This is a genomic window from Pseudomonas sp. VMV1 (genome assembly GCF_056790235.1).
On sequence record NZ_JBXGSE010000001.1, the window covers coordinates 212,373 to 237,070 of the forward strand.

Annotated in this window: 20 protein-coding genes; 5 read left to right on the forward strand and 15 right to left on the reverse strand. The window is 65.9% G+C overall.

Features of this window, described 5'->3' with window-relative positions; all coding sequences use genetic code 11:
• The first annotated feature begins 470 nt into the window (after positions 1-470).
• The 3 genes from nirB (at position 471) to ACUCV0_RS00965 (ending at position 4,212) form a co-directional block, all read left to right on the forward strand.
• The gene (gene nirB / locus ACUCV0_RS00955; RefSeq protein WP_482211797.1) at positions 471-3,020 is read left to right on the forward strand and encodes a nitrite reductase large subunit NirB; all 2,550 of its coding nucleotides are present in this window, start codon (positions 471-473) and stop codon (positions 3,018-3,020) included.
• Positions 3,021-3,022: 2 nt separating this feature from the next.
• Complete coding sequence (gene nirD / locus ACUCV0_RS00960) at positions 3,023-3,379, forward strand: nitrite reductase small subunit NirD (protein WP_059313986.1); 357 nt, start codon at positions 3,023-3,025, stop codon at positions 3,377-3,379.
• A 623-nt stretch (positions 3,380-4,002) separates the two neighbouring features.
• On the forward strand, positions 4,003-4,212 hold the full coding sequence (locus ACUCV0_RS00965) for a hypothetical protein (protein ID WP_059313987.1): 210 nt from the start codon (positions 4,003-4,005) through the stop codon (positions 4,210-4,212).
• Positions 4,213-4,216: 4 nt separating this feature from the next.
• Here the strand turns inward: ACUCV0_RS00965 and ACUCV0_RS00970 are convergent, their stop codons facing one another.
• The 5 genes from ACUCV0_RS00970 to ACUCV0_RS00990 all read right to left on the reverse strand — a co-directional run bounded on the left by ACUCV0_RS00970 (position 4,217) and on the right by ACUCV0_RS00990 (position 9,278).
• Positions 4,217-6,760, reverse strand: coding sequence for a bifunctional diguanylate cyclase/phosphodiesterase (locus ACUCV0_RS00970; RefSeq protein WP_482211798.1), 2,544 nt, complete (start codon positions 6,758-6,760; stop codon positions 4,217-4,219).
• A 161-nt stretch (positions 6,761-6,921) separates the two neighbouring features.
• Positions 6,922-7,506: a DUF4136 domain-containing protein gene (locus tag ACUCV0_RS00975; RefSeq protein WP_059313989.1), complete on the reverse strand. Its 585-nt coding sequence runs from the start codon at positions 7,504-7,506 to the stop codon at positions 6,922-6,924.
• A gap of 61 nt (positions 7,507-7,567) precedes the next feature.
• Positions 7,568-8,173, reverse strand: coding sequence for a DUF4136 domain-containing protein (locus ACUCV0_RS00980; RefSeq protein WP_482211799.1), 606 nt, complete (start codon positions 8,171-8,173; stop codon positions 7,568-7,570).
• Positions 8,174-8,220: 47 nt separating this feature from the next.
• A complete protein-coding gene (locus ACUCV0_RS00985) occupies positions 8,221-8,976 on the reverse strand; it encodes a methyltransferase domain-containing protein (RefSeq protein WP_059313991.1) in 756 nt (251 codons plus the stop codon).
• Positions 8,973-9,278 carry a nucleotide pyrophosphohydrolase gene (locus ACUCV0_RS00990; RefSeq protein WP_482211800.1) on the reverse strand — a complete coding sequence of 102 codons (306 nt, stop codon included), beginning with the start codon at positions 9,276-9,278 and terminating at the stop codon, positions 8,973-8,975. Before ACUCV0_RS00990 ends, ACUCV0_RS00985 begins: the two co-directional genes overlap by 4 nt.
• Before the next feature lie 144 nt (positions 9,279-9,422).
• Between ACUCV0_RS00990 and ACUCV0_RS00995 the strand changes: the two genes are divergently transcribed.
• Positions 9,423-10,583, forward strand: a complete 1,161-nt coding sequence (locus ACUCV0_RS00995) for a hypothetical protein (protein WP_482211801.1) — start codon at positions 9,423-9,425, stop codon at positions 10,581-10,583.
• A 302-nt stretch (positions 10,584-10,885) separates the two neighbouring features.
• Here ACUCV0_RS00995 and ACUCV0_RS01000 read toward each other — a convergent pair whose 3' ends face one another.
• From ACUCV0_RS01000 to ACUCV0_RS01045, 10 genes are all read right to left on the reverse strand, one after another.
• Entirely contained in the window at positions 10,886-11,305 is a 420-nt protein-coding gene (locus tag ACUCV0_RS01000) for a GNAT family acetyltransferase (protein WP_059313994.1), read from the reverse strand.
• Between the two features lie 190 nt (positions 11,306-11,495).
• Entirely contained in the window at positions 11,496-12,506 is a 1,011-nt protein-coding gene (locus ACUCV0_RS01005) for a peptide ABC transporter ATP-binding protein (protein WP_271654182.1), read from the reverse strand.
• Positions 12,493-13,524: an ABC transporter ATP-binding protein gene (locus tag ACUCV0_RS01010; RefSeq protein ID WP_059313996.1), complete on the reverse strand. Its 1,032-nt coding sequence runs from the start codon at positions 13,522-13,524 to the stop codon at positions 12,493-12,495. The genes ACUCV0_RS01005 and ACUCV0_RS01010 overlap by 14 nt, the downstream gene beginning before the upstream one ends.
• Positions 13,521-14,432, reverse strand: a complete 912-nt coding sequence (locus ACUCV0_RS01015; protein WP_059313997.1) for an ABC transporter permease subunit — start codon at positions 14,430-14,432, stop codon at positions 13,521-13,523. The genes ACUCV0_RS01010 and ACUCV0_RS01015 overlap by 4 nt, the downstream gene beginning before the upstream one ends.
• A 22-nt stretch (positions 14,433-14,454) precedes the next feature.
• The gene (locus tag ACUCV0_RS01020) at positions 14,455-15,465 is read right to left on the reverse strand and encodes an ABC transporter permease subunit (RefSeq protein ID WP_323148904.1); all 1,011 of its coding nucleotides are present in this window, start codon (positions 15,463-15,465) and stop codon (positions 14,455-14,457) included.
• Between the two features lie 358 nt (positions 15,466-15,823).
• Positions 15,824-17,242 (reverse strand): OprD family outer membrane porin, encoded by a 1,419-nt coding sequence (locus ACUCV0_RS01025; RefSeq protein ID WP_059313999.1) that lies wholly within the window; start codon positions 17,240-17,242, stop codon positions 15,824-15,826.
• 145 nt (positions 17,243-17,387) lie between these two features.
• The gene (locus ACUCV0_RS01030; protein ID WP_059314000.1) at positions 17,388-18,980 is read right to left on the reverse strand and encodes an ABC transporter substrate-binding protein; all 1,593 of its coding nucleotides are present in this window, start codon (positions 18,978-18,980) and stop codon (positions 17,388-17,390) included.
• A 43-nt stretch (positions 18,981-19,023) separates the two neighbouring features.
• Positions 19,024-20,622, reverse strand: a complete 1,599-nt coding sequence (locus ACUCV0_RS01035; protein ID WP_059314001.1) for an ABC transporter substrate-binding protein — start codon at positions 20,620-20,622, stop codon at positions 19,024-19,026.
• 70 nt (positions 20,623-20,692) lie between these two features.
• Entirely contained in the window at positions 20,693-22,291 is a 1,599-nt protein-coding gene (locus tag ACUCV0_RS01040; protein ID WP_059314002.1) for an ABC transporter substrate-binding protein, read from the reverse strand.
• Positions 22,292-22,537: 246 nt separating this feature from the next.
• Positions 22,538-23,245: an SIMPL domain-containing protein gene (locus tag ACUCV0_RS01045; protein ID WP_059314003.1), complete on the reverse strand. Its 708-nt coding sequence runs from the start codon at positions 23,243-23,245 to the stop codon at positions 22,538-22,540.
• 179 nt (positions 23,246-23,424) lie between these two features.
• Here ACUCV0_RS01045 and ACUCV0_RS01050 point away from each other — a divergent pair, with 179 nt between their 5' ends.
• Complete coding sequence (locus tag ACUCV0_RS01050; protein WP_059314004.1) at positions 23,425-24,684, forward strand: ATP-binding protein; 1,260 nt, start codon at positions 23,425-23,427, stop codon at positions 24,682-24,684.
• Positions 24,685-24,698: the final 14 nt, after the last annotated feature.

Sequence of the window (24,698 nt, forward strand, 5' to 3'; positions counted from 1 at the left end):
TGCCGGGGATTTAGCAAGGCTCGCGCCAGCTCGGTCCGGCGCGCTCAGGGAGCGCATCACTGCTGGTCTGGCGGGGTGCCAGTGGCGCTGATCGAGGTCGCTTCCCTCTTGGTCGAGGTGCGCCGTGACGGGGCAGGCAGGCCTTGCCCTGCACCGTTGTGGTTCCGGCTGGCACGCATCCGGAACGTGGGCGGCAGTCCCCTTTGCCGGCTACAGGCCGCGCCAGCTGCGGATATATAGGCCATCAGGCGAAACTGGCACAGCCGATGCAAAAGCCTTGGCAGACCCGTCCATTCGGGTCGCCCGGTCGATCAACGGCGATCGACAGCCATTGCAGGCGACGGGCACGGAGCAGCGCCTGGCGCTCCTCCCTACCAGAACAGGCAAAGGCGCCTGAGACCGCAAGGTTTCAGGCGCCTTTTTATTTGCCGCGACTCAACCTGATTGGCCTCGGCCGGGGGATAGCCTCCATGAACAGCATCGTGACCCGCAAAGAACGCCTGATCGTCGTCGGCAACGGCATGGTCGGCCATCACCTCGTCGAGCAGCTGCTGGCGGCCGGCGCCTTGGACCACTACGAGATCCACGTCTTCGGCGAAGAACGTCAGCGCGCCTATGATCGGGTACACCTCTCCGAGTACTTCGCCGGTCGTGACGCCGAATCCCTGGCCATGAGCGAGGCCGGCCTCTATGCCGTGCCTGGTCTGGTGCTGCACCTGGGCTGCGCGGTGACCGCCATCGACCGTGAACGGCGCGAGGTGCTGACAGCCGCAGGTGCCTTTGGCTACGACCGCCTGGTGCTGGCCACCGGTTCCTATCCCTTCGTGCCACCCATCGAGGGCGCCGAGGGTGACTCGCGCCTGGTTTATCGCACCCTGGACGACCTGGACACCATCCGCTTGGCCGCCGCCAGGGCGCGCCGCGGCGTGGTGGTGGGCGGCGGCCTGCTAGGGCTAGAGGCGGCCAATGCCCTGAAGTCCCTGGGCCTGGAAGCCCATGTGGTGGAATTCGCCCCACGGCTGATGCCGGTGCAGCTGGACGATCTCGGTGGCGCCGCGCTCAAGCAGCGTATCGAGGACTTGGGCGTGGGCGTGCATCTGTCCAAGGCTACCCAGAACATCACCGCCGGCAGCGAGTACCGCTACCGCATGAACTTCGCCGGCGAGGATTTCCTCGAGACCGACCTGATCCTGTTTTCCGCCGGCATCCGTCCCCAGGACGCCCTGGCCCGCAGCTGCGGCCTGGAGCTCGGCCCCCGCGGCGGGGTGGCGGTGGACAACGGCTGCCAGACCAGCGACCCCTTCATCCACGCCATCGGCGAGTGCGCCGCCTGGAATGGCAGCGTCTTCGGCCTGGTCGCGCCGGGCTACCAGATGGCGCGCCTGGTATCCGCCACCCTCTGCCACGGCCAGGGCACGCCCTTCACCGGCGCCGACATGTCCACCAAGCTCAAGCTGCTGGGCGTGGACGTGGGCTCCATCGGCGATGCCCACGGCGCCACCCCAGGCGCCCGCAGCTATCGCTACATCGACGAAGCCAGCGCCAGCTACCGGCGCCTGGTGGTCTCCGCCGATGGCAAGCACGTCCTCGGCGCCGTGCTGGTGGGCGACAACAGCTACTACGACACCCTGCTGCAATACGCTCAGAACGGCATCCCGCTGCCCCAGGATCCGGCCAGCCTGATCATGCCGGTGGGCGAGGGCGCCCCGACCCTGGGCGCCGATGCCCTGCCGGCCACCGCCACCCTCTGCTCCTGCCACAACGTCACCAAGGGCGCGGTCTGCGCCGCCATCGACGCCGGCTGCACCGATCTCGCCGGCATCAAGAGCTGCACCAAGGCCGCCACCGGTTGCGGCGGCTGCGCGGCCCTGGTCAAGCAGGTGTTCGAGCACGAGCTGGTCGCCCGGGGCGTCGAGGTCGACAAGAGTCTCTGCGAACACTTCGCCCATACCCGCCAGGAGCTCTATCACCTGGTGCGGGTGGAAGGCATCCAGAGCTTCGACGAGCTGCTGGCGCGCCACGGTCGCGGCCACCATGGTTGCGACATCTGCAAGCCGGCGGTAGCCAACGTCCTGGCTTCCTGCTGGAACGCCCCCATTACCGATCCGCACCTGGTGCCCCTGCAGGATACCAACGACACCTTCATGGCCAACATGCAGAAGAACGGCACCTATTCGGTGGTGCCACGCATCCCGGGTGGCGAGATCAGCCCGGAAGGCCTGATCGCCATCGGCCAGGTGGCGAAGAAATACGACCTCTACACCAAGATCACCGGCGGCCAGCGCATCGATCTCTTCGGCGCCCAGTTGCACGAGCTGCCGGATATCTGGGGCGAACTGATCGCCGCCGGCTTCGAGACCGGCCATGCCTACGGCAAGTCGACCCGCACGGTGAAGAGCTGCGTGGGCAGTACCTGGTGCCGCTACGGGGTGCAGGACAGCGTCAAGATGGCGCTGGACATCGAGCACCGCTACAAGGGTCTGCGCGCGCCGCACAAGCTCAAGTTCGCGGTGAGCGGCTGCACCCGCGAATGCGCCGAGGCCCAGAGCAAGGACATCGGCGTGATCGCCACCGAGAACGGCTGGAATCTCTATGTCTGCGGCAACGGCGGCATGCGTCCGCGGCATGCCGAGCTGTTCGCCACCGACCTGGATGACGAGACCCTGATCCGCTACATCGACCGCCTGCTGATGTTCTACATCCGCACCGCCGACCGCCTGCAGCGCACCTCGGTGTGGCGCGAGTCGCTGGAGGGCGGCCTCGACTATCTCAAGCAGGTGATCATCGAAGACAGCCTGGGCCTGGGCGCCGAGCTGGAAGCCCAGATGCAGCTGGTGGTGGATCGCTACGAATGCGAATGGGCCAACGCCCTGAACGATCCCGACAAGCTCAAACGCTTCCGTACCTTCGTCAACCAGCGCGGCAACGACCCGGACATTCACTTCGTCAAGGAACGTGGCCAGCGCCGACCGGCGCGTCACCACGAACTTCAGCTCATCGCCGTTACCGAGGAGGCTTGACCATGACCCAGACCAATACCGCCCGCGCCCTGCAACCCACCTGGCAACCCCTGTGCAGCCTGGCCGACCTGGTGCCCCAGTCCGGCGTGGTGGCCCTGCACGAGGGCGAGCAGGTGGCGCTGTTCTACCTGCCCGATACCGAGCAGAAGGTCTTTGCCGTGGGCAACCGCGATCCCAAGTCCGGTGCCAACGTCATCGGTCGTGGCATCGTCGGCCAGCTGGGCCAGGATCTGGTGATCGCCTCGCCACTGTACAAGCAGCATTTCCGCCTGGCGGATGGCGGCTGCCTGGAGTATCCCGAGCAGGCGCTGCCCACCTGGGCGGTACGGTTGAATGGGGAGCGGGTGGAAATCGCCTGAGGCGGCTTGGCCCTCACCCCAACCCTCTCCCGAAGGGAGAGGGGGCGGTACGGCGTGGCGCGGAGCTATTCGCGTAGCCTGGACAACGGCGCAGCCTTGTCCGGGAATGGCTACCGCGATGCTAGGTGATCCCTCACCCCAACCCTCTCCCGGAGGGAGAGGGAGCGGTACGGCGTGGCGCGGAGCTATTGGCGTAGCCTGGACAACGGCGCAGCCTTGTCCGGGAATAGCTGACGCAATACCAAGTGACACTCACCCCAACCCTCTCCCGGAGAGATAGGGGGCGGTACGGAGTGGGGCGGAGCTATTTGCGTAGCCTGGACAACGGCGCAGCCTTGTCCGGGAATAGCTGACGCGATACCAAGTTACACTCACCCCAACCCTCTCCCGGAGAGATAGGGGGCGGTACGGCGCGGCACGGCGCTATTTGCGTAGCCTGGACAACGGCGCAGCCCTGTCCGGGTGATCACCGCGCCTACTGCGACTGACTGTTGCACCCCCGGCAGTGCAGTGTTGCGCGATAGGTGCCGGTCCAGGCAGGCGAAAACCCTCGGACGGGACGATACTCAAGGAGCGGGGACGCTATCCGCCCGAGCCTGGCAATCGCCCCGCGGGAGATCACCATGCGCCTGACAAGAACCCTTCGCTCCGCACTGTTCATCACCCTGCTGCTGGCCCTGGCCGCCGTGGCCCTGCTGGAAGGCTGGCGCGCGCAACCGGTGGGCGAACCCGCCTTGCGCGCCGATCCGGTCTGCACCCACGGCTATGCGCCCTATGGCTGCTATCCGGTGCCGGCCCGTGGCGGTGATCTGGGGTGGCTGGAGCGCCTCTAGACGGTCAACCAGCCCGTAGCTCCGTGTCCAGCAGCGCCGTCAGCTCGCTGGCAGACAGGGCGTGGCCGACCAGCGCGCCCTGGACTTCATCGCAGTGCTGCGCCTGCAGCCAATGCAACTGGCCTGGCGTCTCGACGTCCGTCGCCGCCACCTTGAGGCCCAAGGTTCGTCCGAGGCCGATCAGGGCTTGTGCGATAGCCACGTCGGCGTGCTGACGTTCCAGGTGGGTGATCACGCGGCTATCGAGGCTGATGCCGTCCAGCCACGGCTGGCGCAGTGCCTCGAAGGCGGTGAGACCCCTGCCGAAGTCGGCCAGGCTCAGACGCACTCCCAGCGCCTTGAGCGCTTGAAGGTGGTCCAGTTGCTGATCACAGTCGGCATGTAGCAGCGTGTCCGGAAGCTGCAGCTCCAGCCGTTCCGCTGCCAGGCCAGTCGCCTGCACGGTCTGGGCAACCGCTTCCAGCAGCTCCCCAGCAGCGGCGAATTGGCGTGGCGACAGACTGACCACCAGCTTCAGCGGCAGGGGCCAGGTAGCCGCGCTGCGACAGGCGCCCTCCAGCAGCCAGAGCCCCAGGGGAGCGCCAAGGCCGAGCTCTTCGGCCAGGGGCAAAAAGGCGTCCGGGGGCAACAGTCCGCGTACCGGGTGGGCCCACTGCACCTGGACCTCAACGCCGCACAGGGCGCCATCGGCGGCGCTCCGGCGGGGCAGGTAGCTCAGGCGCAACTGGTCACGCGCCAGCGCCTGGCGCAGTTCCTGTTCCAGGTCACGACGCTGGCTAAGCTCGGCGTCCATGGCCGGCGCATGAAAGCACCAGCCGTTGCGGCCCGCGGCCTTGGCCTGGTAGAGCGCGATATCGGCCAGCCGCAGCAATTCCTCGACCTGATCGGCCTGGCCCGGCGCTTGGGCGATGCCGATGCTGGTCCCGACGCTGACGGTCTGCTCTTCCAGCAGGATCGGCCGGGCGATGGCGGTTACCAGCCGGGCACAGATCTGGTCGACCGTCGTGGCATCCAGGTGACCGAGCAGCACCACGATGAATTCATCGCCGCCCAGCCGCGCCACCAGGCCGCCGGGCCTCAGGCTGGCTTGCAGACGACGGGCGATTTCCTGCAGCACCCGGTCACCGGCGGCGTGGCCGAGGCTGTCGTTGATCGGTTTGAAGCGATCCAGGTCCAGACTGAGCAGGGTGAGCGGCGTGCTAGGTTGCGCCAGTTGAGCGGCCAGGTAGTGCTGCAACTGCAACCGGTTGGCCAGCCCGGTCAGGCTGTCGTGTTGCGACAGATGCTCGATTTCGGCCTGGGCGTTGACCGCGGCGGTGATGTCACTGGCGGTTCCACGAAAACCCGCACCCTTGGGCAAGGGGCGGGCGGTGATTTCGCAGACCCGGGAATGGCCGAGACGGTCACGATAATGACAGCGCAGCACCTGACGCTCGTCGAGGTGTCGAGCGTTGTCCAGGAGCCAGTCAGCCAGACTGGTCGTCTCGGTGTTGAACAGCTCCGCGAGCGGCCGACCGAGCCAGCTGCCAGGCGCATGCCCGGTGATGCGGGCGAAGCGTTCGGACAGATAGGCGATGCGGCCTTCGGCATCGCTTTCCCAGAGCCAGTCGGAGGCTGCCTCGGCGAGCTCGCGAAAGCGGCGTTCGCTGCGACTCAGTTCCGTCTGGCTGGCGACCAGGGCATCGAACTGCTGGTCGAGCTGCCGGGCCGAATTCAGCGCATGGCGGATCAGCAGCGCCAGCACCAGGCCGAGCAACAGCACCCCGGCCAGGAACACCGGTAGCGTCCGGCGCAGCAACTGGGCGCCGGGCCGTGGGGGTTGCCAGTTGAGCAACAGCGGTGAATCCAGCGGGCGCAGGGATTCATGATCGGGCAGAGGCAGCCGGGAGGCCTGCAGCGTCGGCAGCCCGTAGGTGTCGCTGAGATGAGCCAGGGTCGCGGGGTCGAGCACATTGACGAACAGCATCACCGAGGGCACGCCGGCGCCCGGCGTGACGCCATAGCTCGCGCCCGGCGTGATGGTGGCGGCGGCGACCAGCGCAGGGACGCCGCCGACACTCAGGATCCGCACCAGGCTTTCGGTTTCTCCAGGTCGCTTGCGAGTCGCCGCCAGCAGGGCAGTGAGATCCCCTTCCAGCCATTGCGCGGTCGTGCGCTCCGTTGGCTGGCCGTCGATCACGGCATAGACGGTACGGTCCTGGGGATCCAGCACGAAGACGCCGTTGTAGCCATAGAGCTCATAGGGAATGTCGCCAACGTTACGCTCCTCGTTGGCCCAGAAGCGATCGACCTTCAGGTGCAGGTGCTTGTAGGCCTCGCCCCACTTGGCATAGTTGATGATGTTATGGCCGATCTCGTTTTCCACCTGCTCCAGGGTGCGGGTGATATAGGTCCGCGCCCGCTGCTGGACATCGGCGTCCTGCCTGGAGGCGGTCTTGATCAGCAGGTAGCAGCCGATGCCGAGCAGGATCGGCAGGGCGCAGATGACCGGAAACAGGCGCAGCAACAGGGCGTGGCTGCGACGGGTGGCGATGGGGGTTGACGACATGAGGGACCTGGGCGGCGCTGGACGACGGTCAGATTTCCTGCGCGGTGGCCAAAGACGGCGCGAGGAATATCTGGCCAGGTGCCATTATCGGCGACTGGCTAACAGACGTCTGCTCATCATCGGACCAGGGGCAGCGCTGAGCTGCCCGGACGGTCGACCGCTCAAGGACGCGGCGGATAGCCGATCAGCAGTTCGTTGATCAGACGGCCAAAGCCGGCACTGCGTTGGGCGGGCGTGGCGTTCTGGTCGTCCAGCAGCCGCTCTTCGCTGGCGCGCCAGACCAGTTTGCCGTCGCGACCGTCGAGCATGTCGAGCTGCACCGTCATCACCGGATAGGTGACGGTCTGGGTGCGCACATAGCTCGGTCCCCAGGGGCCCGGGCCCCAGGCGGAGCCCCAAGGGCCACCCCAGCCCGGACCCCAGTAGGGGTCGGCATAGCTGTAGCTCTGCTGACGCTGGTCGAGGATCACATAGAGCTTGATCCTGAGGTCTGGCCGCGTGCCTGTCGCGGCGGGGCGCAGCCCACGCTGGTCGAGGCCGCCGCTGACCGAGTCGCGCAGGCGCTGCTCGGTGAGGTCGCTGCGCACCCGGGGATCGTTGGGTCGGTACTCGATGGCTGGATCGGCCCAGCTCCAGCTGCGATAGGCGGCGAAATCGCGGCTGGCGTCATAGTCCAGGTTGCGGGGTCCCCGCTCGGCACAGGCCGCCAGCAGCAGGACCGACAGCAGCAGGAGACAGCGTTTCATGGGCGAACCTCTGGGTGAGCGCACTAGTCTGCTTGGACTGGCTTAAGGGCGACTTATCCCCTCAGCTCGGCGGATAGTTGGCCAACAGGCGGCGGGTGGTGTCTCTCAGGGTCCGCGCGCGTTCGCTGCCGTTGCCCCCGGTGGCCTGTTCGGCGGCCGAATGCCAGAGCACCCGGCCACTGGTGGGATCAAGCAATTCAACCTCTAGCACGTCCACCAAAAAGGTGCGGGTACGGGTCCGCGCCTGGCCGACCGTGGCGCCATAGCCAGGCCCGTAACCGTAGGGCCCATAGCCGCCGTAGCCATAGTTGGTGTCGTAGTAGTCGGTGTACTGCTCGCTGCGCTGCTGCTGGGTGAGGCGGGCACGGACCTGCAGATCGGCACGGGCACCCCCGAGTGCCGGCCGCAGGCCGCGCTGGTCGAGGCCATCGGCCACTGCCTGCTGCACGGTCTGGCCATCCAGGCCACCGCTGACCACGGCGGCACCAGGTGCCCAGCGCCAGGTGCGATAACGACTCCAATCGATGGGCGCCACTGGATAGGCTGCTGGATCCTGCTGCGGCAATACCGGCGCCGAGGCCTCTGGCAGGCTGCTGGCGACATAGGGGTTGGGACTCTGGCAAGCGGCCAGGGTGAGCAGCGCGAGGCAGAGCAGGAGGCGACGCATGACCGGTTCCTCGAAGGAATGCTGGCCAGAGCATACCGCGCCCGGCGTTATCCTGCCTTAGCTTGGCAGAGCCAATGCAGATAGCGCCCCAGGCCCGCGAAAGCCGGGTGCCGTCGGTGGGCCAGTTCCATGGCCACCAGCTCCTCGCCGTCGGCACGGGTCTGGAATTCCGGCGGCATATAGTCGTGAAAGACCCGTACGCCGCTGCGCGCCTGGATCTGCCAGTCCGGCGCCAGCCAGGCCTCGACCTCGCGCGGATCGAGGGGCTGTTGCGGCGTGAGACCACGGCGACCCTCGCCCGCATAGTCGCCCCGCTTGAGCTTGCGAAAATGGCCCTTGAGCAGATTGCGATAGATCAGGGCGTCACGGTTGTAGAAGGCCAGGGACAGCCAGCCGTCCGTGGCCAGGCAGCGCTGCAGCGTCGGTAGGATCGCCGTGGGCGTCTCCAGCCATTCCAGCACCGCGTGGCAGAGCACCAGGTCGAAGGGTTCGGCGAAGGCGGGCAACTCCTGCCAGGGCAGCGCCAGCCAATCGGCCCGCAAGCCGGCGGCCGCGAAGGCCTCCTGGGCGCCGGCGAGCATGGGCGCCGACGGCTCGGCCAGGGTCACCGCATGACCCTGCTGGGCCAGCCAAAGACTCATGTGGCCGAGGCCGGCACCGATGTCCAGCACCCGCAGCGGGCGTTGCGGCAGCACCTCGGCGAGATCCGCCTGCAGCACGGCCAGGCGGATGGCGCCCTTGGTGCCGCCATAGATGTTGGCGGCGAAGCGGGTGGCGCGGTCGTCGAAGAAGGTATCGCTCACGGCAGGAAGCGCCTCTCGTTGTCGGCCAGCTTGGCCAGCACCGCCTGTTCCACGTCCAGCTCCAGTTCGCTGCCCAGTTGCAGCAGATAGAGCAGCACGTCGGCGATTTCCTGGCCGGCGTGTTCGCGCTCGGTGGCGCTCAGCGCGCGGGCCTCGGCATCGCTCTTCCACTGGAAGATCTCCACCAGCTCGGCCATCTCGACACTGGCGGCCATCGCCAGGTTCTTGGAGTTGTGATAACGCCGCCAGGCGTTGGCATCGCGGATGGCGTGCAGGCGGGTGAGCAGGGCAGGGAGGTCCATGGGCGTCCGGAGGCGTCGATAAACCACCATTCTCCCATGGCTGGCCCGGCGGACGGCAGTGTCCTGGCTGACGGCGGCCGGCGACAGCCCAGGCCGACTGCTCTACCCTGAGGCCTCCCCCTGACGTTGGCTGCTGGAGACCTGATGAAATTTCGCCTGTCCGGACTGTTGCTGGCCCTGACCATGATCACCGGCACTGCCCATGCCGAACGGCTGCTGCTGGAGGGCACCCTGGGGCAAGCCAGGGTGGTGGTGGACGTCGATCCCGCGGCCAACGACGAAGCCTATGGTCGCTATTTTTACGAACGCTATCGTCGCGATCTGCGCCTGAGCGGTCCGGCGCAGCGGGGCGACCAGCTTGAGCTGGAGGAGGGGGCGCCCTGGCAGGACGGACCCAAGGCCCGCTGGGCACTGGCCCGAGGTAGCGACGGACGCTGGACCGGTACCTGGAATGGTGAGGGCAAGACCCTGCCCATCGCGCTGGCGCCGCTGCATCTGGCCGAGGCCGTGGACACGGGTAGCTATCGCCAGAAGCTGCGCCAGGAAGACCCCTACGAATATCGCCGGCTGCAGGGACTGAGCCTGGTGCAGGGCGAGCGCCAGACCTTCATGGGCCGCGGCCTGCGCTGGTGGCGCGAGCCGGTCTCGGGCATGCGGCTGTTCACCGTGGAAGGCGCCAGCGAGGCGGCCAACGGCGTCTTGCGTGAACGCCTCTGGCAGGAGGTGGATGCTCACCTGAGCTGCATCGGTAGTGACGGCGACCATAGCCTGACCGTGACCCCTCAATTGCTCACCGAGCGGGTGCTCAGCGTCAACCTGTTCAGCGAATACAGCTGCAGCGGTGCGGCTCACCCGGATTTCGGCAGTGCGCCCCTGACCCTGGATCTCAAGAGCGGCCGCGAGCTGGCGCTGGAGGATGTCCTCTGGCTGGGCCGCGGTGCGCCGATCCGGCCGGCGGCGGACGATCGCTATTCCCAGGCGCTGGCGGACTATCGGGAAAAGACCCTGGCACCCTGGCTGGTCCGGCTGTTCACCCGGCTGTATCCGGAATTGATGCAGGCGCCGGCCAATGGCGACGGCTGCGACTACCGCAGCGCCGACGTCTGGCAATTCGCCCCCTGGTACCTGACGCCCAAGGGCCTCTACCTGGGCCCGACCTTCTACCGCGCCGCCCGCAGCTGCGACGAACCCGGCGGTACCCTGGTGCCCTACGCCGAAGTCCGGAAAACATCCGGGGCCGCGGGTGGGATTGCTGCCGCACTGAGGCCTAGGTTGGCGCCGGGTAATGTTGGGCTTCGACGATGAAGGCGTCTCAATCCAACCTACGCGGTGGTCGACCAAGCAGCAGTAGGTTGGCGCTGAGCGCAGCGAAGCCCAACGAGGCTCCCGTTGGGCTTCGACCATAGAGCTGTCTCGGTCCAGCCTATAAAAGCGGTCGTAGCGCGGAGAACTGCATGGCGGTTTCCACCGGGAAGGAAGGTCCCGCGTGGGTAAGGCTGCGCCGTTACCCACCCTGCGGTCGCCGTCAGCCCCTAGCGTGGAAAACCGCAAAGCGTTTTCCACTGGCAATGAGGTATTTGCGGCGGAAAGCCGCCCTTCATCCACCTCTACTCGTCGGCGATCAGCCGCTTGCCCAGGGTGACGACCTCGGCCTCGGCATAGCCCAGCGCGGTATAGAAGCCGATGATCGCCGCGTTGTCCCGCCGTACCATCAGCTGCAGCTTGGGGCAGCCTCTTTCGATCAGCAGCCGTTCGCCGGTCTCTACCAGGCGGCGCGCATGGCCGCGGCGCTGATGCTCCGGTGCCACGGCGAGGTAATAGAGCCAGCCGCGATGGCCGTCGGTGCCGAGCATGGCGCTGGCCATGAGGATGCCGTCCACTTCGCCTACGAGGAACAATTCCGGCTGCTCGGCCAGCTTGCGCTGGATGTCGCGGTAGGGATCGTTCCAGGGGCGGGTCAGGCCGCAGACCTGCCAGAGGCTGGCGACGGCCTCGGTGTCGGCGGGCTGGAACGGACGGATGTGCATGGGGAGTCCGGCAGGGGGGGGCGGAGCTCAAAGATAACAGGCGGGGGTGTGGGCTTCGAGGAGGGTGCTGGCTTTGACGGCGCTATTGCGGCCATGGGCCGCGATAAGAGCGTTGCTCCTACGGAACGGCGTCAGTAGGAGCGGGCGCATCAGCGGACTGCCGTGGCCGGGATTGAGACGTCAGAAGCCGCTAGAGAAAGTTCTCCGCATAGTGGCAGGCCACCTGGCGGGCTTCCACGTTGCGCAGCGCCGGCACCTCGGTCTTGCACTTCTCCGTCGCATAGGGGCAGCGACGGTGGAAGACGCAACCGGGTGGCGGATCCAGCGGGTTGGGCAGTTCGCCCTGGATGCGGATGCGCGGCTTGCTCGGATCCGGGTGCAGGCTCGGGGTGGCCGACAGCAGCATCTGGGTATAGGGATGCAGGGGCCGCTCGAACAGCAGGTCGCGACTGGTCTTTTCGACGATGCAGCCCAGGTACATCACCATCACCTCGTCGGCGATATGGCGCACCACCGAGAGGTTGTGGGAGATGAACACATAGGCGGTCCGGTACTGCTGCTGCAGATCCATGAACAGATTGAGCACCTGCGCCTGGATGGAGACGTCCAGCGCCGAGGTCGGCTCGTCCGCCACCAGCACCTTGGGCTGCAGCATCATGGCGCGAGCCACGGCGATGCGCTGGCGCTGGCCGCCGGAGAACATGTGCGGATAGCGCTGGTAGTGCTCCGGCCGCAACCCCACCTGCTGCATCATCGCCTGGACCTTCTCGCGTCTTTCAGCGCGCGAGAGGCTGGTGTTGATCTGCAGCGGTTCGGCCAGCTGATCGCCGATCTTGCGCCGCGGATTGAGCGAGGCATAGGGGTTCTGGAACACCATCTGCACCTCGCGGCGCAGCTCCTTGCGGCGGGCGGCATCGGCCTTGGCGACGTCCTGGCCACCAATGACCAGGCTGCCGGTAGTGGGCTGCTCGATCAGCGTCAGGGCGCGGGCCAGGGTGGACTTGCCGCAGCCGGACTCCCCCACCACGGCCAGGGTGCGTCCGGCCTGGAGGTCGAAGGAGACGCCGTTGAGCGCCTTGACCGTGGCGTTGTCCTTGAACAGGCCGCGGGACAGCTGATAGTGCTGGGTCAGGTCACGGGCTTCGAGCACGTTCCCCTGGGTGACAGGGGTTTCGAGGACGGTGGCTTCAGACGGCGCCATGGCGATCCTCCGGCAGCTGACTGGGACGTTGATGTTCGGGCAGCACTTCGGGCGCCTCGCCCGGGCCGACATTGCGCGGGAAGAAGCAGCGCACCGCTCCGCGGTCGTAGGGCTCCAGCGCCGGACGCTCCTGGCAGCGCGGCTGCACATAGGGGCAGCGCGGGCTGAGCAGGCAGCCGGCCGGCCGGTCGTAGCGACCGGGCACGATGCCGGGCAGGGTGTGCAGGCGGTCCGTCTGGCTATGCTCGGGAATGGCCGCGAGCAGGGCTTCGGTGTAGGGGTGGGCGGGCGCGTCGAACAGCGTCGGCACCACGCCTTTCTCCACCGCCTGGCCGGCATACATCACCACCACGCGCTGGGCGGTCTCGGCCACCACGGCGAGGTCGTGGGTGATGAGGATCAGCCCCATGCCCTCGTCACGCTGCAGGTTGACCAGCAGTTCCATGATCTGCGCCTGGATGGTCACGTCCAGGGCGGTGGTGGGTTCGTCGGCGATCAGCAGGCGCGGCTCGGCGGCGATGGCCATGGCGATGGCGACGCGCTGGCTCATGCCCCCTGACAGCTGGTGCGGATAGGCGCCGAGGCGACTGGCCGCGGCCGGGATCTCGACCTTTTCCAGCAGCTCCAGGGCGCGCTGGCGGGCGGCGCGACCCTTGAGACCCAGGTGCTGACGGATCACCTCTTCCAGCTGGAAACCCACGGTGTAGCTGGGATTGAGCGCCGTCATCGGGTCCTGGAACACCATCGACAGCTCCTTGCCGATCAGGTGACGCCGACGGCGACCCTTGAGGCTGAGCAGGTCCTGGCCATCGAAGGTCAGGCGGTCGGCGGTGATACGGCCAGGGTGATCGATCAGGCCCATCACGGCCATCATGGTCACCGATTTGCCGGAGCCGGATTCACCGACGATGGCGACGATCTCGCCCTGATCCACCGTGAGATCGAGGCCTTCCACCACCGGCGGGGCGTCGGCGCCGCCGAAGCGGACCGAGAGGTTCTGGATTTCGAGGAGGCTCATGACTGCACCTTCAGACGCGGATCGAGGGCATCGCGCAGGCCGTCGCCCATCAGGTTGATGGCCAGCACGGTGAAGAGGATGGCGAGACCCGGCAGGGTCACCACCCACCAGGCGCGCTCGATGTAGTCGCGGGCCGAGGCCAGCATGGTGCCCCACTCCGGAGTGGGCGGCTGCACGCCGAGGCCGAGGAAGCCCAGGGCGGCGGCATCGAGAATCGCCGAGGAGAAGCTCAGGGTGGCCTGGACGATCAGCGGCGCCATGCAGTTGGGTAGCACACTGACGAACATCAGGCGCAGGGTACCGGCGCCCGCCAGCCGCGAGGCGGTGACATAGTCGCGGTGCAGTTCGCCCATCACCGCGGCGCGGGTCAGGCGGACATAGGAGGGCAGCGAGACGATGGCGATGGCCACCACGGTGTTGATCAGGCCTGGGCCGAGGATGGCGACGATGGCCACGGCCAGCAGCAGCGAGGGCAGCGCCAGCATGATGTCCATCAGGCGCATGATCACCGGACCGGCGCGGTTGGGCGAGAAGCCGGCGATCAGCCCGAGCAGGATGCCGGGGATCAGCGAGAAGACCACCGAGGCCAGGCCGATCAGCAGCGACAGCCGGGCACCATGGATCAGCCGGCTGAGCAGGTCACGGCCCAACTCGTCGGTGCCCAGGGGGAACTGACTGGTGCCACCGTCCAGCCACAGCGGCGGGGTGAGCATGAAGTCGCGGAACTGCTCGCTGGGCGCATGGGGTGCGACCCAGGGCGCGAAGAGCGCGCAGAAGACCACGATGACCATGAAGATCAGCCCGCCCAGGGCGCCCTTGTTGCGGGCGAAGGCGTGCCAGAACTCCTTGAAGGGGGAGGGGTAGAGGGCGCTCGGGTCTTGAGCGGCCGGGGTGTTTACCGTTGTCATAGGCTCTGTCCGTATGGGCGCATCAACGCTGGTGGCGGATGCGCGGATTGACCAGGCCGTAGAGGATGTCCACGACGAAATTGACCAGGATGACCAGGGTGGCGATCAGCAGGATGCCGTTCTGCACCACCGGGTAGTCCCGGGCGCCGATGGCCTCGATCAGCCACTTGCCGATGCCGGGCCAGGAAAAGATGGTCTCGGTGAGCACCGCGCCGGAGAGCAGGCTGCCCACCTGCAGGCCGAGCACCGTCAGGACCGGGATCAGGGCGTTGCGCAGGGCGTGGACGAAGACCACGCGCTTGGGCGACAGGCCCTTTGCCCGGGCGGTCCGCACATAGTCTTCGCGCAGGACTTCGAGCATGGCCGAGCGGGTCATGCGGGCGATTACCGCCAGGGGAATGGTCCCCACCACGATGGCCGGCAGGATCAGGTGCTTGAGGGCGTCGATGAAGGCGCCGGGCTCGTCGGAGAGCAGGGTGTCGATGAGCATGAAGCCGGTGCGCGGCGGAATGTCGTAGAGCAGGTCCAGGCGGCCGGAAACCGGGGTCCAGCCGAGCTGCACCGAGAACAGCATGATCAGTAGCAGGCCCCACCAGAAGATCGGCATGGAGTAGCCGGTCAGGGCCACGCCCATCACCCCGTGGTCCACCGTGGAGCCGCGCCTCAGGGCGGCGAGGATGCCGGCCAGCACGCCGAACACCGTGGCGAACAGCATGGCCGCCACCGAAAGCTCCAGGGTGGCTGGGAACAGGGTCAGGAATTCGTCCCAGACCCCGACGCGGCTGCGCAGGGATTCGCCGAGGTTGCCCTGGGCGAGATTACCGATGTAGTCGAAATACTGCTGGTACAGGGGCTTGTCGAGGCCCAGGCGGTGCATGGCTTCGGCGTGCATCTGCGGATCGACGCGGCGTTCGCCCATCATGACTTCCACCGGATCGCCGGGGATGAGGCGGATCAGGGCGAAGGTCAGCAGGGTGACGCCAAAGAACGTCGGTATCAGCAGCCCGAAGCGACGGGCGATGAAGGCGAGCATCGGAGGGGGTATCTCCTCTTGAGGCTGATCAAGACGGCGCGAGTACATGCCCGGCCGCGTTTTTAAGTGAGAGCGCGCAAAAGCTAATGAGCTTTTGATCTGACTCTCAGACCTTGTGGGCCTGGATTCATCCCTGAAAAGACCATCCTGGTCCGCAACGAACGACACCTGCGGGCAGCAGGCTCGTTCGGTCCTACGAATAGGTTCGAAGAGCGCTCTGAACCAGTGCTCCAAACCCGGCAGACTACCACGTTGCCACGGGCGTCGATATCTTCGACATGGCCAGGGCTTCGCCGGTGTTCGCCACGCGATCCCGGCCAAGTGCCGGGTGCTGCGCGAAATCTGCCGGGTTCGGTCATCACAGCAGGTTGAACGGCAGGGTGGACACCAGGCGCAGTTCCTTGACGTTGCCGTCGACCTGGTTCTGGCTGGCGCGGTGATCGGTCAGCAGCAGGCGGAAGCGGCTGTCCTTGAGCGTGCCCTGTTGCACCTTGTAGGTGGTGACCAGGCCGATCTCGCGGTGCTTCTCGCCATCCTGCTGCAGGACCTCGGCATAGTTGGCGTACTTGCCGGCGCCGGCGTCGTAGTGGGTGCCGTCGATGTCCCAGCCCTTGGCGTACCAGACGCCGGTGCTCAGACCGGGCACGCCAAAGTAGCTCCAGTCAGTCTCGTAGCGGATCTGCAGTGACTTCTCGTTGGGGCCGTTGTAGTCCGAGACCAGGGAGTTGGCCAGGTAGATGGCCGCGGTCTCGTGGGCGTAGTCGAAGTACTCGTTGCCGTCGATCTGCTGGTAGGCCAGGGTCAGGCTGTGGGCCTGGTGGCTGCCGGTGAACGCCAGGCTCCAGGCGGTGTTGTCGATGTTGCCGGCCTTGGCGCTGCCGGCGTCGACGGTGCGATAGGCGTTGGCCACCGCCTTCCAGGCGAAGGTGTCGAGGGTGCCGCCGGCCTGGGTGACGCTCAGGAAGTACTGGTTCCAGACGTCTTCGAAGTTGGCGCCATAGACGCTGACTTCCCAGCCCTGGGGCAGCTTGTAGTTGCCGCCGAGAAAGCTCAGGCGGTCGGCGGTGACCTCGCGGGTGCCGTACTCGGTGGTCCACTTCTCGTCGCCGGCGCCGGTCCGCGGGCTGACGCGGGTGAAGCTGCCGCCCTGCAGCGAGAGGTTGTCCCACTCATCGCTGGTCAGCGCGAAGCCGTCGAAGCCGGAGGGGAAGGGCCGGTTGTCGTTGTAGCTGATCACCGGGGTGTCGAGCATGAAACGGCCGATCTTGAGTTCGGTGTTGGAGACGCGGAAGCGGGCATCGGCGATGCCCAGCTTGGACCATTCCGCATGGCCCTCGCCCTCGGCGTTGGCCAGGGTGCGGTTGCCGCCGCCACCGATGCGGCCCTTGCCGCGTTCCAGGTTGGTGGCCTGGTAGCCCGCCACGTCGATGCCGAAGCCCACCGGGCCCTGGGTGTAGCCGGAGCTGTACTTGAGCGCCGTGGCCTGGACCCAGGTGTTGCGCGAATGGGTGCGCACCCGGGTGCCGTTCTTGCTGTAGCTGAAGATCGGATCGGAGCTGGTCTCGCGGGCGAAGAAGTTGCGCGTGGTCAGGGTCAGGCTGTCGTCGGCCAGAAAACCCTTTGCGCCTGCCTGGCCCTTCACCGGCTTCTGCACGTTGGGCAGGGTCTGGACCTCGTTGGCGTAGCTGGGATCTTCCGGCGCCGGGGACTGGGCGTGGGCGGTCAGCGCCAGGGTGAGCAGGGAGAGGGCAAGGCCTCCACGGTGCAGGTTGGTCATCGGTTGTGCTCCAAAGCAGTTGTTTTTGCTGTTATCTGGGCGTTTTCCGGCACGACCGGACCCGTCGCGCCAGAGGCTGGCGCGAGGTGGGTAAGGTCGTGGGGCGGGCCGCCCGGGCCCGGTTTGTTGCGGCGTCAGGCGCCGATCAGTCGAGGGTCACCGTGGAGAAGTCGTAGACCCCCAACGGGCTCTGCACATAGCCCTGCACCTTGGGTTGCAGGACGTCGGTGAACAGCGGGTGCGCCAGCGGAATCCAGGGCATCTGCTGGTGGAAGATCTGCTGGGCCTGCTCGTAGAGGGCCGCGCGCTGGGCGGGATCGTTGATGCGCTTGGCCTTCTCGATGGCGTCGTTGAACGCCTTGTCGCACCAGAAGGAACGGTTCTCGCCACCCTGCACGGCCGCGCAACTCAGGTTGGTGGTGAGGAAGTTGTCCGGATCGCCATTGTCGCCGGTCCAGCTCATCATCATCAGGTCGTGCTCGCCGGCTTTGGTACGCTTGACGAACTCACCCCACTCGAACTGGGTGATCTCGGCCTTGATGCCGATCTTGGCCAGGTCGCCTTGGATCAGCTGGGCCACCAGGGCCGGACTGCCACCAGGACCGCTGCCGGTGCTGATGTAGTACTTGAGGGTGAAGCCATTGGCGTAGCCGGCGTCCTTGAGCAGCGCCTTGGCCTTCTCCACGTCGTGGGGCCAGGGCTTGATGTCCTTGGCATAGCCCAGCAGCGAGGAGGGGTAGGGGTTGATCGCCGCCTTGGCGCCGCCCTCGCCGAACACCGTCTTCAGGTAGTTCTGCTGATCGAAGGCCATGGCGATGGCCTGGCGCACCCGCACATCGCTCAGCGGCTTGTGCCTGGTGTTCATCGCCAGGTAGGAGGTGGTCTGGCTTTCCACCTGGGCCAGCTTGAGGTGCTTGTCCTGCTTGAGCATCGGCACGTCCTGCGGTTTGACCGTCAGGCCGATCTGGCACTCGTTGTTGCGTACCCGCTGGATACGCACGTTGGGATCCAGGGTCACCGCCAGCACCAGGCCATCCATCGGCGGCTTCTGGCCGAAGTAGTCCGGGTTGACCTTGTAGCGAGTATTGGAATCCTTGGCATAGCGCTGGAAGACGTAGGGACCGGTGCCGATGGGCTTCTGGTTGATGTCATCGGTCTTCTTGCTGGCTAGCAGGCTGTCGGCGTATTCCTTGGACAGGATGGAGCCGAAGGCCATGGCGAGGTCGGCGAGGAAGGGCGCCTCGGGCTGGTTGAGGGTGAAGCGCACATGGCTGTCGTCCACCTTCTCGATGGACTTGATCAGGCTGCCCATCTCCATGGCCGCGGCATAGGGATAGCCGCTGGGGGAGAGGTTGTACCAGGGGTTGTTCTTGTCGAGCATGCGCTCGAAGCTGAACACCACGTCGTCGGCGTTGAAGTCGCGGCTGGGCTTGAAGTACTCGGTGGTGTGGAATTTCACGCCTTGGCGCAGGGCGAAGGTGTACTGCAGGCCGTCAGGGGAGATCTCCCAGCTTTCCGCCAGGCCCGGCTCCAGTTCCGCGCTGCCCTGCTTGAATTCCACCAGGCGGTCGTACAGCGGCGTGGCCGAGGCGTTGAAGGTGTAGCCGGAGGTGTAGCGACCCGGGTCGAAGCCTTCCGGGTTGGCCTCGGTGCAGACCACCAGGGGCCGCGCCAGGGCGGCATTGGCCGTCAGGCAGAGGAGGGCGGCGAGGGACAGCGAGAAGAGTGGTTTGGACACGGAAGGCTCCTTGTGAAAGGCCCGCGGGGCGAGCCGGACAGGATCAGCGGTCGAGGCTTACGCCATAGAAACCGGTGACGCCGAAGGGGTTGATCTTGAAGCCCTGCACCTCTTTGCGCATGGGCTGGGACACCACCGAATGGGCCATGGGACTCACCGGCATCTGCTGGCGAATAATCTGTTGCGCCTGCTCGTAGAGACGGGTGCGCTGGGCGCGATCGTTGCTGGTCTTGGCCTGCTGGATGAGGGCGTCGTAGTCCTTGTCGCACCAGCGCGCATAGTTGCTGCCACCGATGGCGCTGCAGCCGTAGAGCACGCCCAGCCAGTTGTCCGGATCGCCGTTGTCACCGGTCCAGCCATAGGTCAGGACATCGTGCTCGCCGGCCTTGGCTCTCTTGATGTACTCGCCCCATTCGTAGCTGACGATCTTGGCCTTGATGCCGACCTTGGCCCAGTCCTGCTGGATCATCTGCGCCGACTGGCGAGCGTTGGGGTTGGAAGAGCGCTGCACGGTCATGGCCCAGAGAGCGATTTCGGTGCCGTCCTTGATCCCGGCCTGCTTGAGCAGGGCGCGGGCCTTGGTCGGATCATAGGGCGCGCCCTTGATGCTTTTGTCGTAGGACCACTGGTTGGGCGGGATCACGTTCTGCGCCACCTGGCCGGCCCCCTGGAACACGGTATCGACGATGGCCTGCTTGTTGATGGCCATGTCCAGGGCGCGCCGCACCTCGGGCTTGTCCAGCGGCGGATGCTGGACGTTGTAGGCGAGGAAGCCGACGTTGAAACCCGGCTGCTGCAGCACCTTGAGGTGAGGATCCTGCTTCATCTCCAGCAGATCCGCCGGGCGCGCATAGCCGCTGACCTGGCACTCGTTGGCCTTGAGCTTCTGCAGGCGGGTAGCGGCATCGGGAGTGATGGCGAAGATCAGGTTGTCGAGCTTGACGTCCTCGGGCTTCCAGTAGTCCGGATTACCCTTGAAGCGGATCACCGCATCCTTCTGGTAGCGACTGAAGACGAAGGGACCGGTGCCGATGGGCTGCTGGTTGAGCAGCTCGGGCTTGCCTTCCTTGAGCAACTGATCGGCGTATTCGGCCGATTGAATGGAGGCGAAGCTCATTGCCAGGTCGGCGGCGAAGGCGGCGTCCACCTTGTTCAGGGTGAAGACCACGGTGTGGTCGTCGACCTTGGCCACCTTGGCGATGTTCTGGTCCAGCCCCATGTCGGTGAAGTAGGGGAATTCGGTGGGATAGGCCCTACGGAACGGCTGGTTCTTGTCCAGCATGCGCTGGAAGGTGAAGACCACGTCGTCGGCGTTGAAGTCGCGCGTGGGCTTGAAGTAGTCGGTGGTGTGGAATTTCACGCCCTGGCGCAGGTGGAAGGTATAGGTCTTGCCATCCGCGCTTACGTCCCATTTGGTCGCCAGGCCCGGCTCCAGGGTGGTGCCGCCACGCTGGAACTGCACCAGGCGGTTGAAGACGGTTTCCGCGGAGGCATCGAATTCGGTGCCCGAGGTGTATTGCGCTGGATCGAAACCGGCCGGGCTGGCTTCCGAGCAATAGACGAGATTGCTCGCCGCCTGGGCGAGCGGAGCACAGGCGAGCAGGCTCGCCGCCAGCAACGAGTAGGCGTAGGGAAGGCGCATGGGTCTCACTCCATCAGTCAAATGAACGGCCAGGGCCGGGAGTCTGGCTCCCGACCCTGGCCAAGAGGCTTCACTTGCTGACGCTGACGCCGTAGAACTCGTTCAACCCGAAGGGGCTGATCTTGTAGTCCTGGACTTCCTTGCGCATCGGCATGTAGACCGTGGAATGCGCGATGGGCGTCATGGGTACCTGCTGCTTGAGCACCTGCTGGGCCTGTTCGTAGAGCTTGGTGCGCTCGCCCTGGTCGGTCACGCGCTTGGCCTTGACCACCAGGTCCTCGAACGGCTGGTAGCACCAGCGGGAGAAGTTGTTGCCACCGATGGCCTTGCAGCCGAAGAGGGTCGCCAGCCAGTTGTCCGGGTCGCCGTTGTCGCCGCTCCAGCCGATCAGCATGATGTCCTGCTCGCCGCTCTTGGAGCGCTTGATGTACTCGCCCCATTCGTAGCTGACGATCTTGGTCTTAACGCCGATCTTGGCCCAGTCCTGCTGCAGCATCTCTGCCATCAGGCGCGCATTGGGATTATAGGGACGCTGCACCGGCATGGCCCAGAGGGTGAGTTCGGTGCCTTCCTTAAAGCCGGCTTCCTTGAGCAGGGCCTTGGCCTTTTCCGGATCGTAGGGCGCGTCCTTGATGGACTTGTCGTAGGACCACTGGGTCGGCGGCATGGCGTTGACCGCCACCTGGCCGGCGCCTTGGTAGACGGCGTTGATGATGGCCTCCTTGTTGACGGCCATGTCCATCGCCTGGCGCACCTTGAGCTTCGCCAGATCGCCATGTTCGACGTTGTAGGAGATGTAGCCCAGGTTGAAGCCCGGCTGCGACGGCAGCTTGAGATTCGGGTCCTTCTTCAGGCCGTCCAGGTCCGCCGGACGCGGATAGACGGTGATCTGGCACTCGCCGGCCTTGAGCTTCTGCATCCGTACCGAAGGATCGGTGTTGATGGAGAAGATCAGGTTGTCCACCTTGGGCCCATCGACCTTGTCCCAGTAGTCCGGGTTGGCCTTGTAGCGGATCACCGCATCCTTCTGGTAGCGGCTGAAGACGAAGGGACCGGTGCCGATCGGCTTTTGGTTGATCTCGGCAGCCTTGCCGGCCTTGAGCAGCTTGTCGGCGTATTCGGCCGACTGGATCGACGGGAAGGGCATCGCCAGGTTCTGCAGGAAGGCGGCGTCCACTTCGTTGAGGGTCATGCGCACCGTGTAGTCGTCGACCTTTTCCACCTTGGCGATGTTCTGGTCCAGGCCCATGTCGGTGAAGTAGGGGAATTCGGTGGGGTAGGCCTTACGGAACGGATTGTCCTTGTCCAGCATGCGCTGGAAGGTGAAGAGGACGTCATCGGCATCGAAGTCGCGGGTCGGCTTGAAGTAGTCCGTGGTGTGGAATTTCACGCCCTTGCGCAGGTGGAAGGTGTACACCTTGCCGTCTTCGCTGATGTCCCAGCTCTCCGCCAGACCCGGCTTGACCTGGGTACCGCCGCGCTCGAACTGGGTCAGCTTGTTGAAGATGGTTTCCGCCGACGCATCGAAATCGGTGCCAGTGGTGTATTGCGCCGGATCGAAACCGGCCGGGCTGCCTTCGGAGCAGAACACCAGGTTGGTTGCCTGTGCCAGGGGTGCGCCGGCCAGCAGACCGGAAGCGAAGAGGGCAGCGAGTACGTTCTTGTGCATGGAGACCTCATGTCGGGGACGGCGCAACACGATGTGGCGTTGCGAAACAGAATGCCGATGTCTTGTGGACAGATGAGCCCACATGCACAGCTTATGCCCATGTCCATAGCTCAGGCGAGCTATTGACCCTGAGCGACCCAAACAGGAAACAGATGTCGCAAAGATGTAAGACGAGGTATCACGACGGGAAGGCAGTGCGCACCAAAAGTGCGCACCGAAACAGCGTTGTTACTTTTCTGCCCTAGATCAGGGCATCTGTACCTCGATGGTACCGCCCGCAGTCACTTCGACGGTGGTGGTACCGGGGGCAACGTCCGGAGTCACGGCATCACTGGCGGCCTTCATCGCCGACATGCGCAGCATCGGCAGCGGCTGGGGAACGCCACTGGTGCCCAGATCCAGATTGACGATGCGATAGCCCGAGCCCCCCAGGGCGTCGGTCGCCAACTGGGCGCGGGCCTTGAAGGCGGCCACGGCGTCCTTGAACAGGGCATCCTCCTGCTGCTTGCGGGTGCCATCGGCGATGGTGAATTGCAGGTTGCCCATCTTCAGCGTGCCCAGCAGCTCGCCGGTCAGCTTGGACAGGGCGGCGAAATCCGTGCTTTCCAGGCGCAGCTCGCCGCGCTCGCGCCAGGCATTGATGGCACGGCCCTGGTCTTCGTAGACCGGGTAGGTGTTGCGATTGCCCAGGGAGACATCCACGCCTTTGACCTTGCGGGCTTCTTCCAGGGCTGCATTGAGAGTCTTGGTGGTGTCGCTGGCCAGAGCGGCCGGATCCTGGCCCTGGCTCTCGGTATAGAGCATGACCTGCATGCGATCACGCGGCACTTCGCGACTGACCTCGGCCCTCAGGCTGATCTGGTTGTAACGCGGCTCGTCGGCCTGGGCGCCGGTGGCGAGCGCGGCGCTGAACAGGGCGGCGCCCAGCACGAGTGGGCGTAGGGAAAAGGTCATGGTGTTCTCCTGATTGGCAGTACGAAAGCCTTGGGACCTCAGGCCCGGCGGATGGTGCGTCGCATTGCCGCGTCAGCGGCTGAAGGCGGGCGGGGCTCGCTATAATGCCGGGTCTGCTCTGACGGACACGCCCCTCTGGGACCCGCCGTCTCGATCGTTTCTTGCGCCTGGAACCTCGCATGTTCTCCTTGCCCGTTCAATGGTTGTCTGCCAATCGCCAGAATCTCGGGCGCCTGGTTCTCATCCGCGTGCTGGTGCTGGCCGCCCAGGCTGGCTCGGTGGGCATCGCTCGGCTGTCGGGCATCGTCCAGCTGCCCTGGACGGCCCTGGCCATCACCCTGGGCGTCTCCGCGGTACTCTGCCTGTTCGCCGCCCTGCGACTGACCCGCCCCTGGCCGGTCACCGAGCAGGAATATGCCGCGCACCTGGGCTGTGACCTGGCCATCCACAGTGCGCTGCTGTATTTCGCCGGCGGGCCGACCAACCCCTTCGCCTCCTATTACCTGGTGCCCCTGACCATCGCCGCGGCCACATTGCCCTGGCTCTACACCCTGGTATTGGCGGCCCTGACCCTGGTGGTCTTCTCGCTGATGCTGCTCTCCTATGAGCCGCTGCATCTGCTGGTGGCCAACGATGGCGCGGTGCTGAGCTACGGCATGTGGCTGAGCTTCGCGCTGTCCGCCGCCGTCATCACCCTGTTCGTCGCGCGGATGGCCACTGCCCTGCGTGAGCAGGAGAACCTGCAGGCCCAACGCCGCGAGCAGGCCATGCGCGACCAGCAGTTGCTGGCGGTCGCCACCCAGGCAGCCGGTGCCGCCCATGAACTGGGTACCCCGCTGTCCACCATGAGCGTGCTGCTCAAGGAATTGCAGCAGGAGCACGCCGATCAGCCGACCCTGAGCGAGGACCTGGCGCTGTTGCAGGTGCAGGTCGGGCAATGCAAGCAGACCCTGCAGCAACTGGTGCGCGCCGCCGAGGCCGACCGGCGCCAGACCGTGCAGGAGCAGACCGCGGTGGAATGGCTGGAGGCGACCATGGATCGCTGGCACCTGATGCGGCCGGAAGCCACCTATCGCTTCGAGGTGGTCAGCCTGGGCACGCCGCCACGCCTGACGCCGCCGGTCGAACTTACCCAGGCACTGCTGAATCTACTCAACAATGCCGCCGATGCTTGCCCGGAAGACCTGGCCATCCGCCTGCACTGGGATGCTCGCGAGCTGTGCCTGTCGATTCGTGACCACGGGGCCGGAGTGCCCCTTGCCATCGCCGAGCAGCTTGGCAAGCCCTTCTTCACCACCAAGGGCAAGGGCTTCGGGCTGGGGCTGTTCCTCAGCCAGGCCAGCGTCACCCGTGCTGGTGGCACGGTGAAGCTCTACAATCACGAAGAAGGCGGCACCCTGACCGAATTGCGCCTGCCGCGGCACTACGCCTTGGCGTGAATGCCTGGAGAATT

Excerpts from the sequence above, each read along its gene's own strand:
- nirB (WP_482211797.1), top strand. The coding sequence starts at position 471 with ATGAACAGCATCGTGACCCGCAAAGAACGCCTGATCGTCGTCGGCAAC.
- nirD (WP_059313986.1), top strand. The coding sequence starts at position 3,023 with ATGACCCAGACCAATACCGCCCGCGCCCTGCAACCCACCTGGCAACCC.
- ACUCV0_RS00965 (WP_059313987.1), top strand. The coding sequence starts at position 4,003 with ATGCGCCTGACAAGAACCCTTCGCTCCGCACTGTTCATCACCCTGCTG.
- ACUCV0_RS00970 (WP_482211798.1), bottom strand. The coding sequence starts at position 6,760 with ATGTCGTCAACCCCCATCGCCACCCGTCGCAGCCACGCCCTGTTGCTG.
- ACUCV0_RS00975 (WP_059313989.1), bottom strand. The coding sequence starts at position 7,506 with ATGAAACGCTGTCTCCTGCTGCTGTCGGTCCTGCTGCTGGCGGCCTGT.
- ACUCV0_RS00980 (WP_482211799.1), bottom strand. The coding sequence starts at position 8,173 with ATGCGTCGCCTCCTGCTCTGCCTCGCGCTGCTCACCCTGGCCGCTTGC.
- ACUCV0_RS00990 (WP_482211800.1), bottom strand. The coding sequence starts at position 9,278 with ATGGACCTCCCTGCCCTGCTCACCCGCCTGCACGCCATCCGCGATGCC.
- ACUCV0_RS00995 (WP_482211801.1), top strand. The coding sequence starts at position 9,423 with ATGAAATTTCGCCTGTCCGGACTGTTGCTGGCCCTGACCATGATCACC.
- ACUCV0_RS01000 (WP_059313994.1), bottom strand. The coding sequence starts at position 11,305 with ATGCACATCCGTCCGTTCCAGCCCGCCGACACCGAGGCCGTCGCCAGC.
- ACUCV0_RS01005 (WP_271654182.1), bottom strand. The coding sequence starts at position 12,506 with ATGGCGCCGTCTGAAGCCACCGTCCTCGAAACCCCTGTCACCCAGGGG.
- ACUCV0_RS01010 (WP_059313996.1), bottom strand. The coding sequence starts at position 13,524 with ATGAGCCTCCTCGAAATCCAGAACCTCTCGGTCCGCTTCGGCGGCGCC.
- ACUCV0_RS01015 (WP_059313997.1), bottom strand. The coding sequence starts at position 14,432 with ATGACAACGGTAAACACCCCGGCCGCTCAAGACCCGAGCGCCCTCTAC.
- ACUCV0_RS01020 (WP_323148904.1), bottom strand. The coding sequence starts at position 15,465 with ATGCTCGCCTTCATCGCCCGTCGCTTCGGGCTGCTGATACCGACGTTC.
- ACUCV0_RS01025 (WP_059313999.1), bottom strand. The coding sequence starts at position 17,242 with ATGACCAACCTGCACCGTGGAGGCCTTGCCCTCTCCCTGCTCACCCTG.
- ACUCV0_RS01035 (WP_059314001.1), bottom strand. The coding sequence starts at position 20,622 with ATGCGCCTTCCCTACGCCTACTCGTTGCTGGCGGCGAGCCTGCTCGCC.
- ACUCV0_RS01040 (WP_059314002.1), bottom strand. The coding sequence starts at position 22,291 with ATGCACAAGAACGTACTCGCTGCCCTCTTCGCTTCCGGTCTGCTGGCC.
- ACUCV0_RS01045 (WP_059314003.1), bottom strand. The coding sequence starts at position 23,245 with ATGACCTTTTCCCTACGCCCACTCGTGCTGGGCGCCGCCCTGTTCAGC.
- ACUCV0_RS01050 (WP_059314004.1), top strand. The coding sequence starts at position 23,425 with ATGTTCTCCTTGCCCGTTCAATGGTTGTCTGCCAATCGCCAGAATCTC.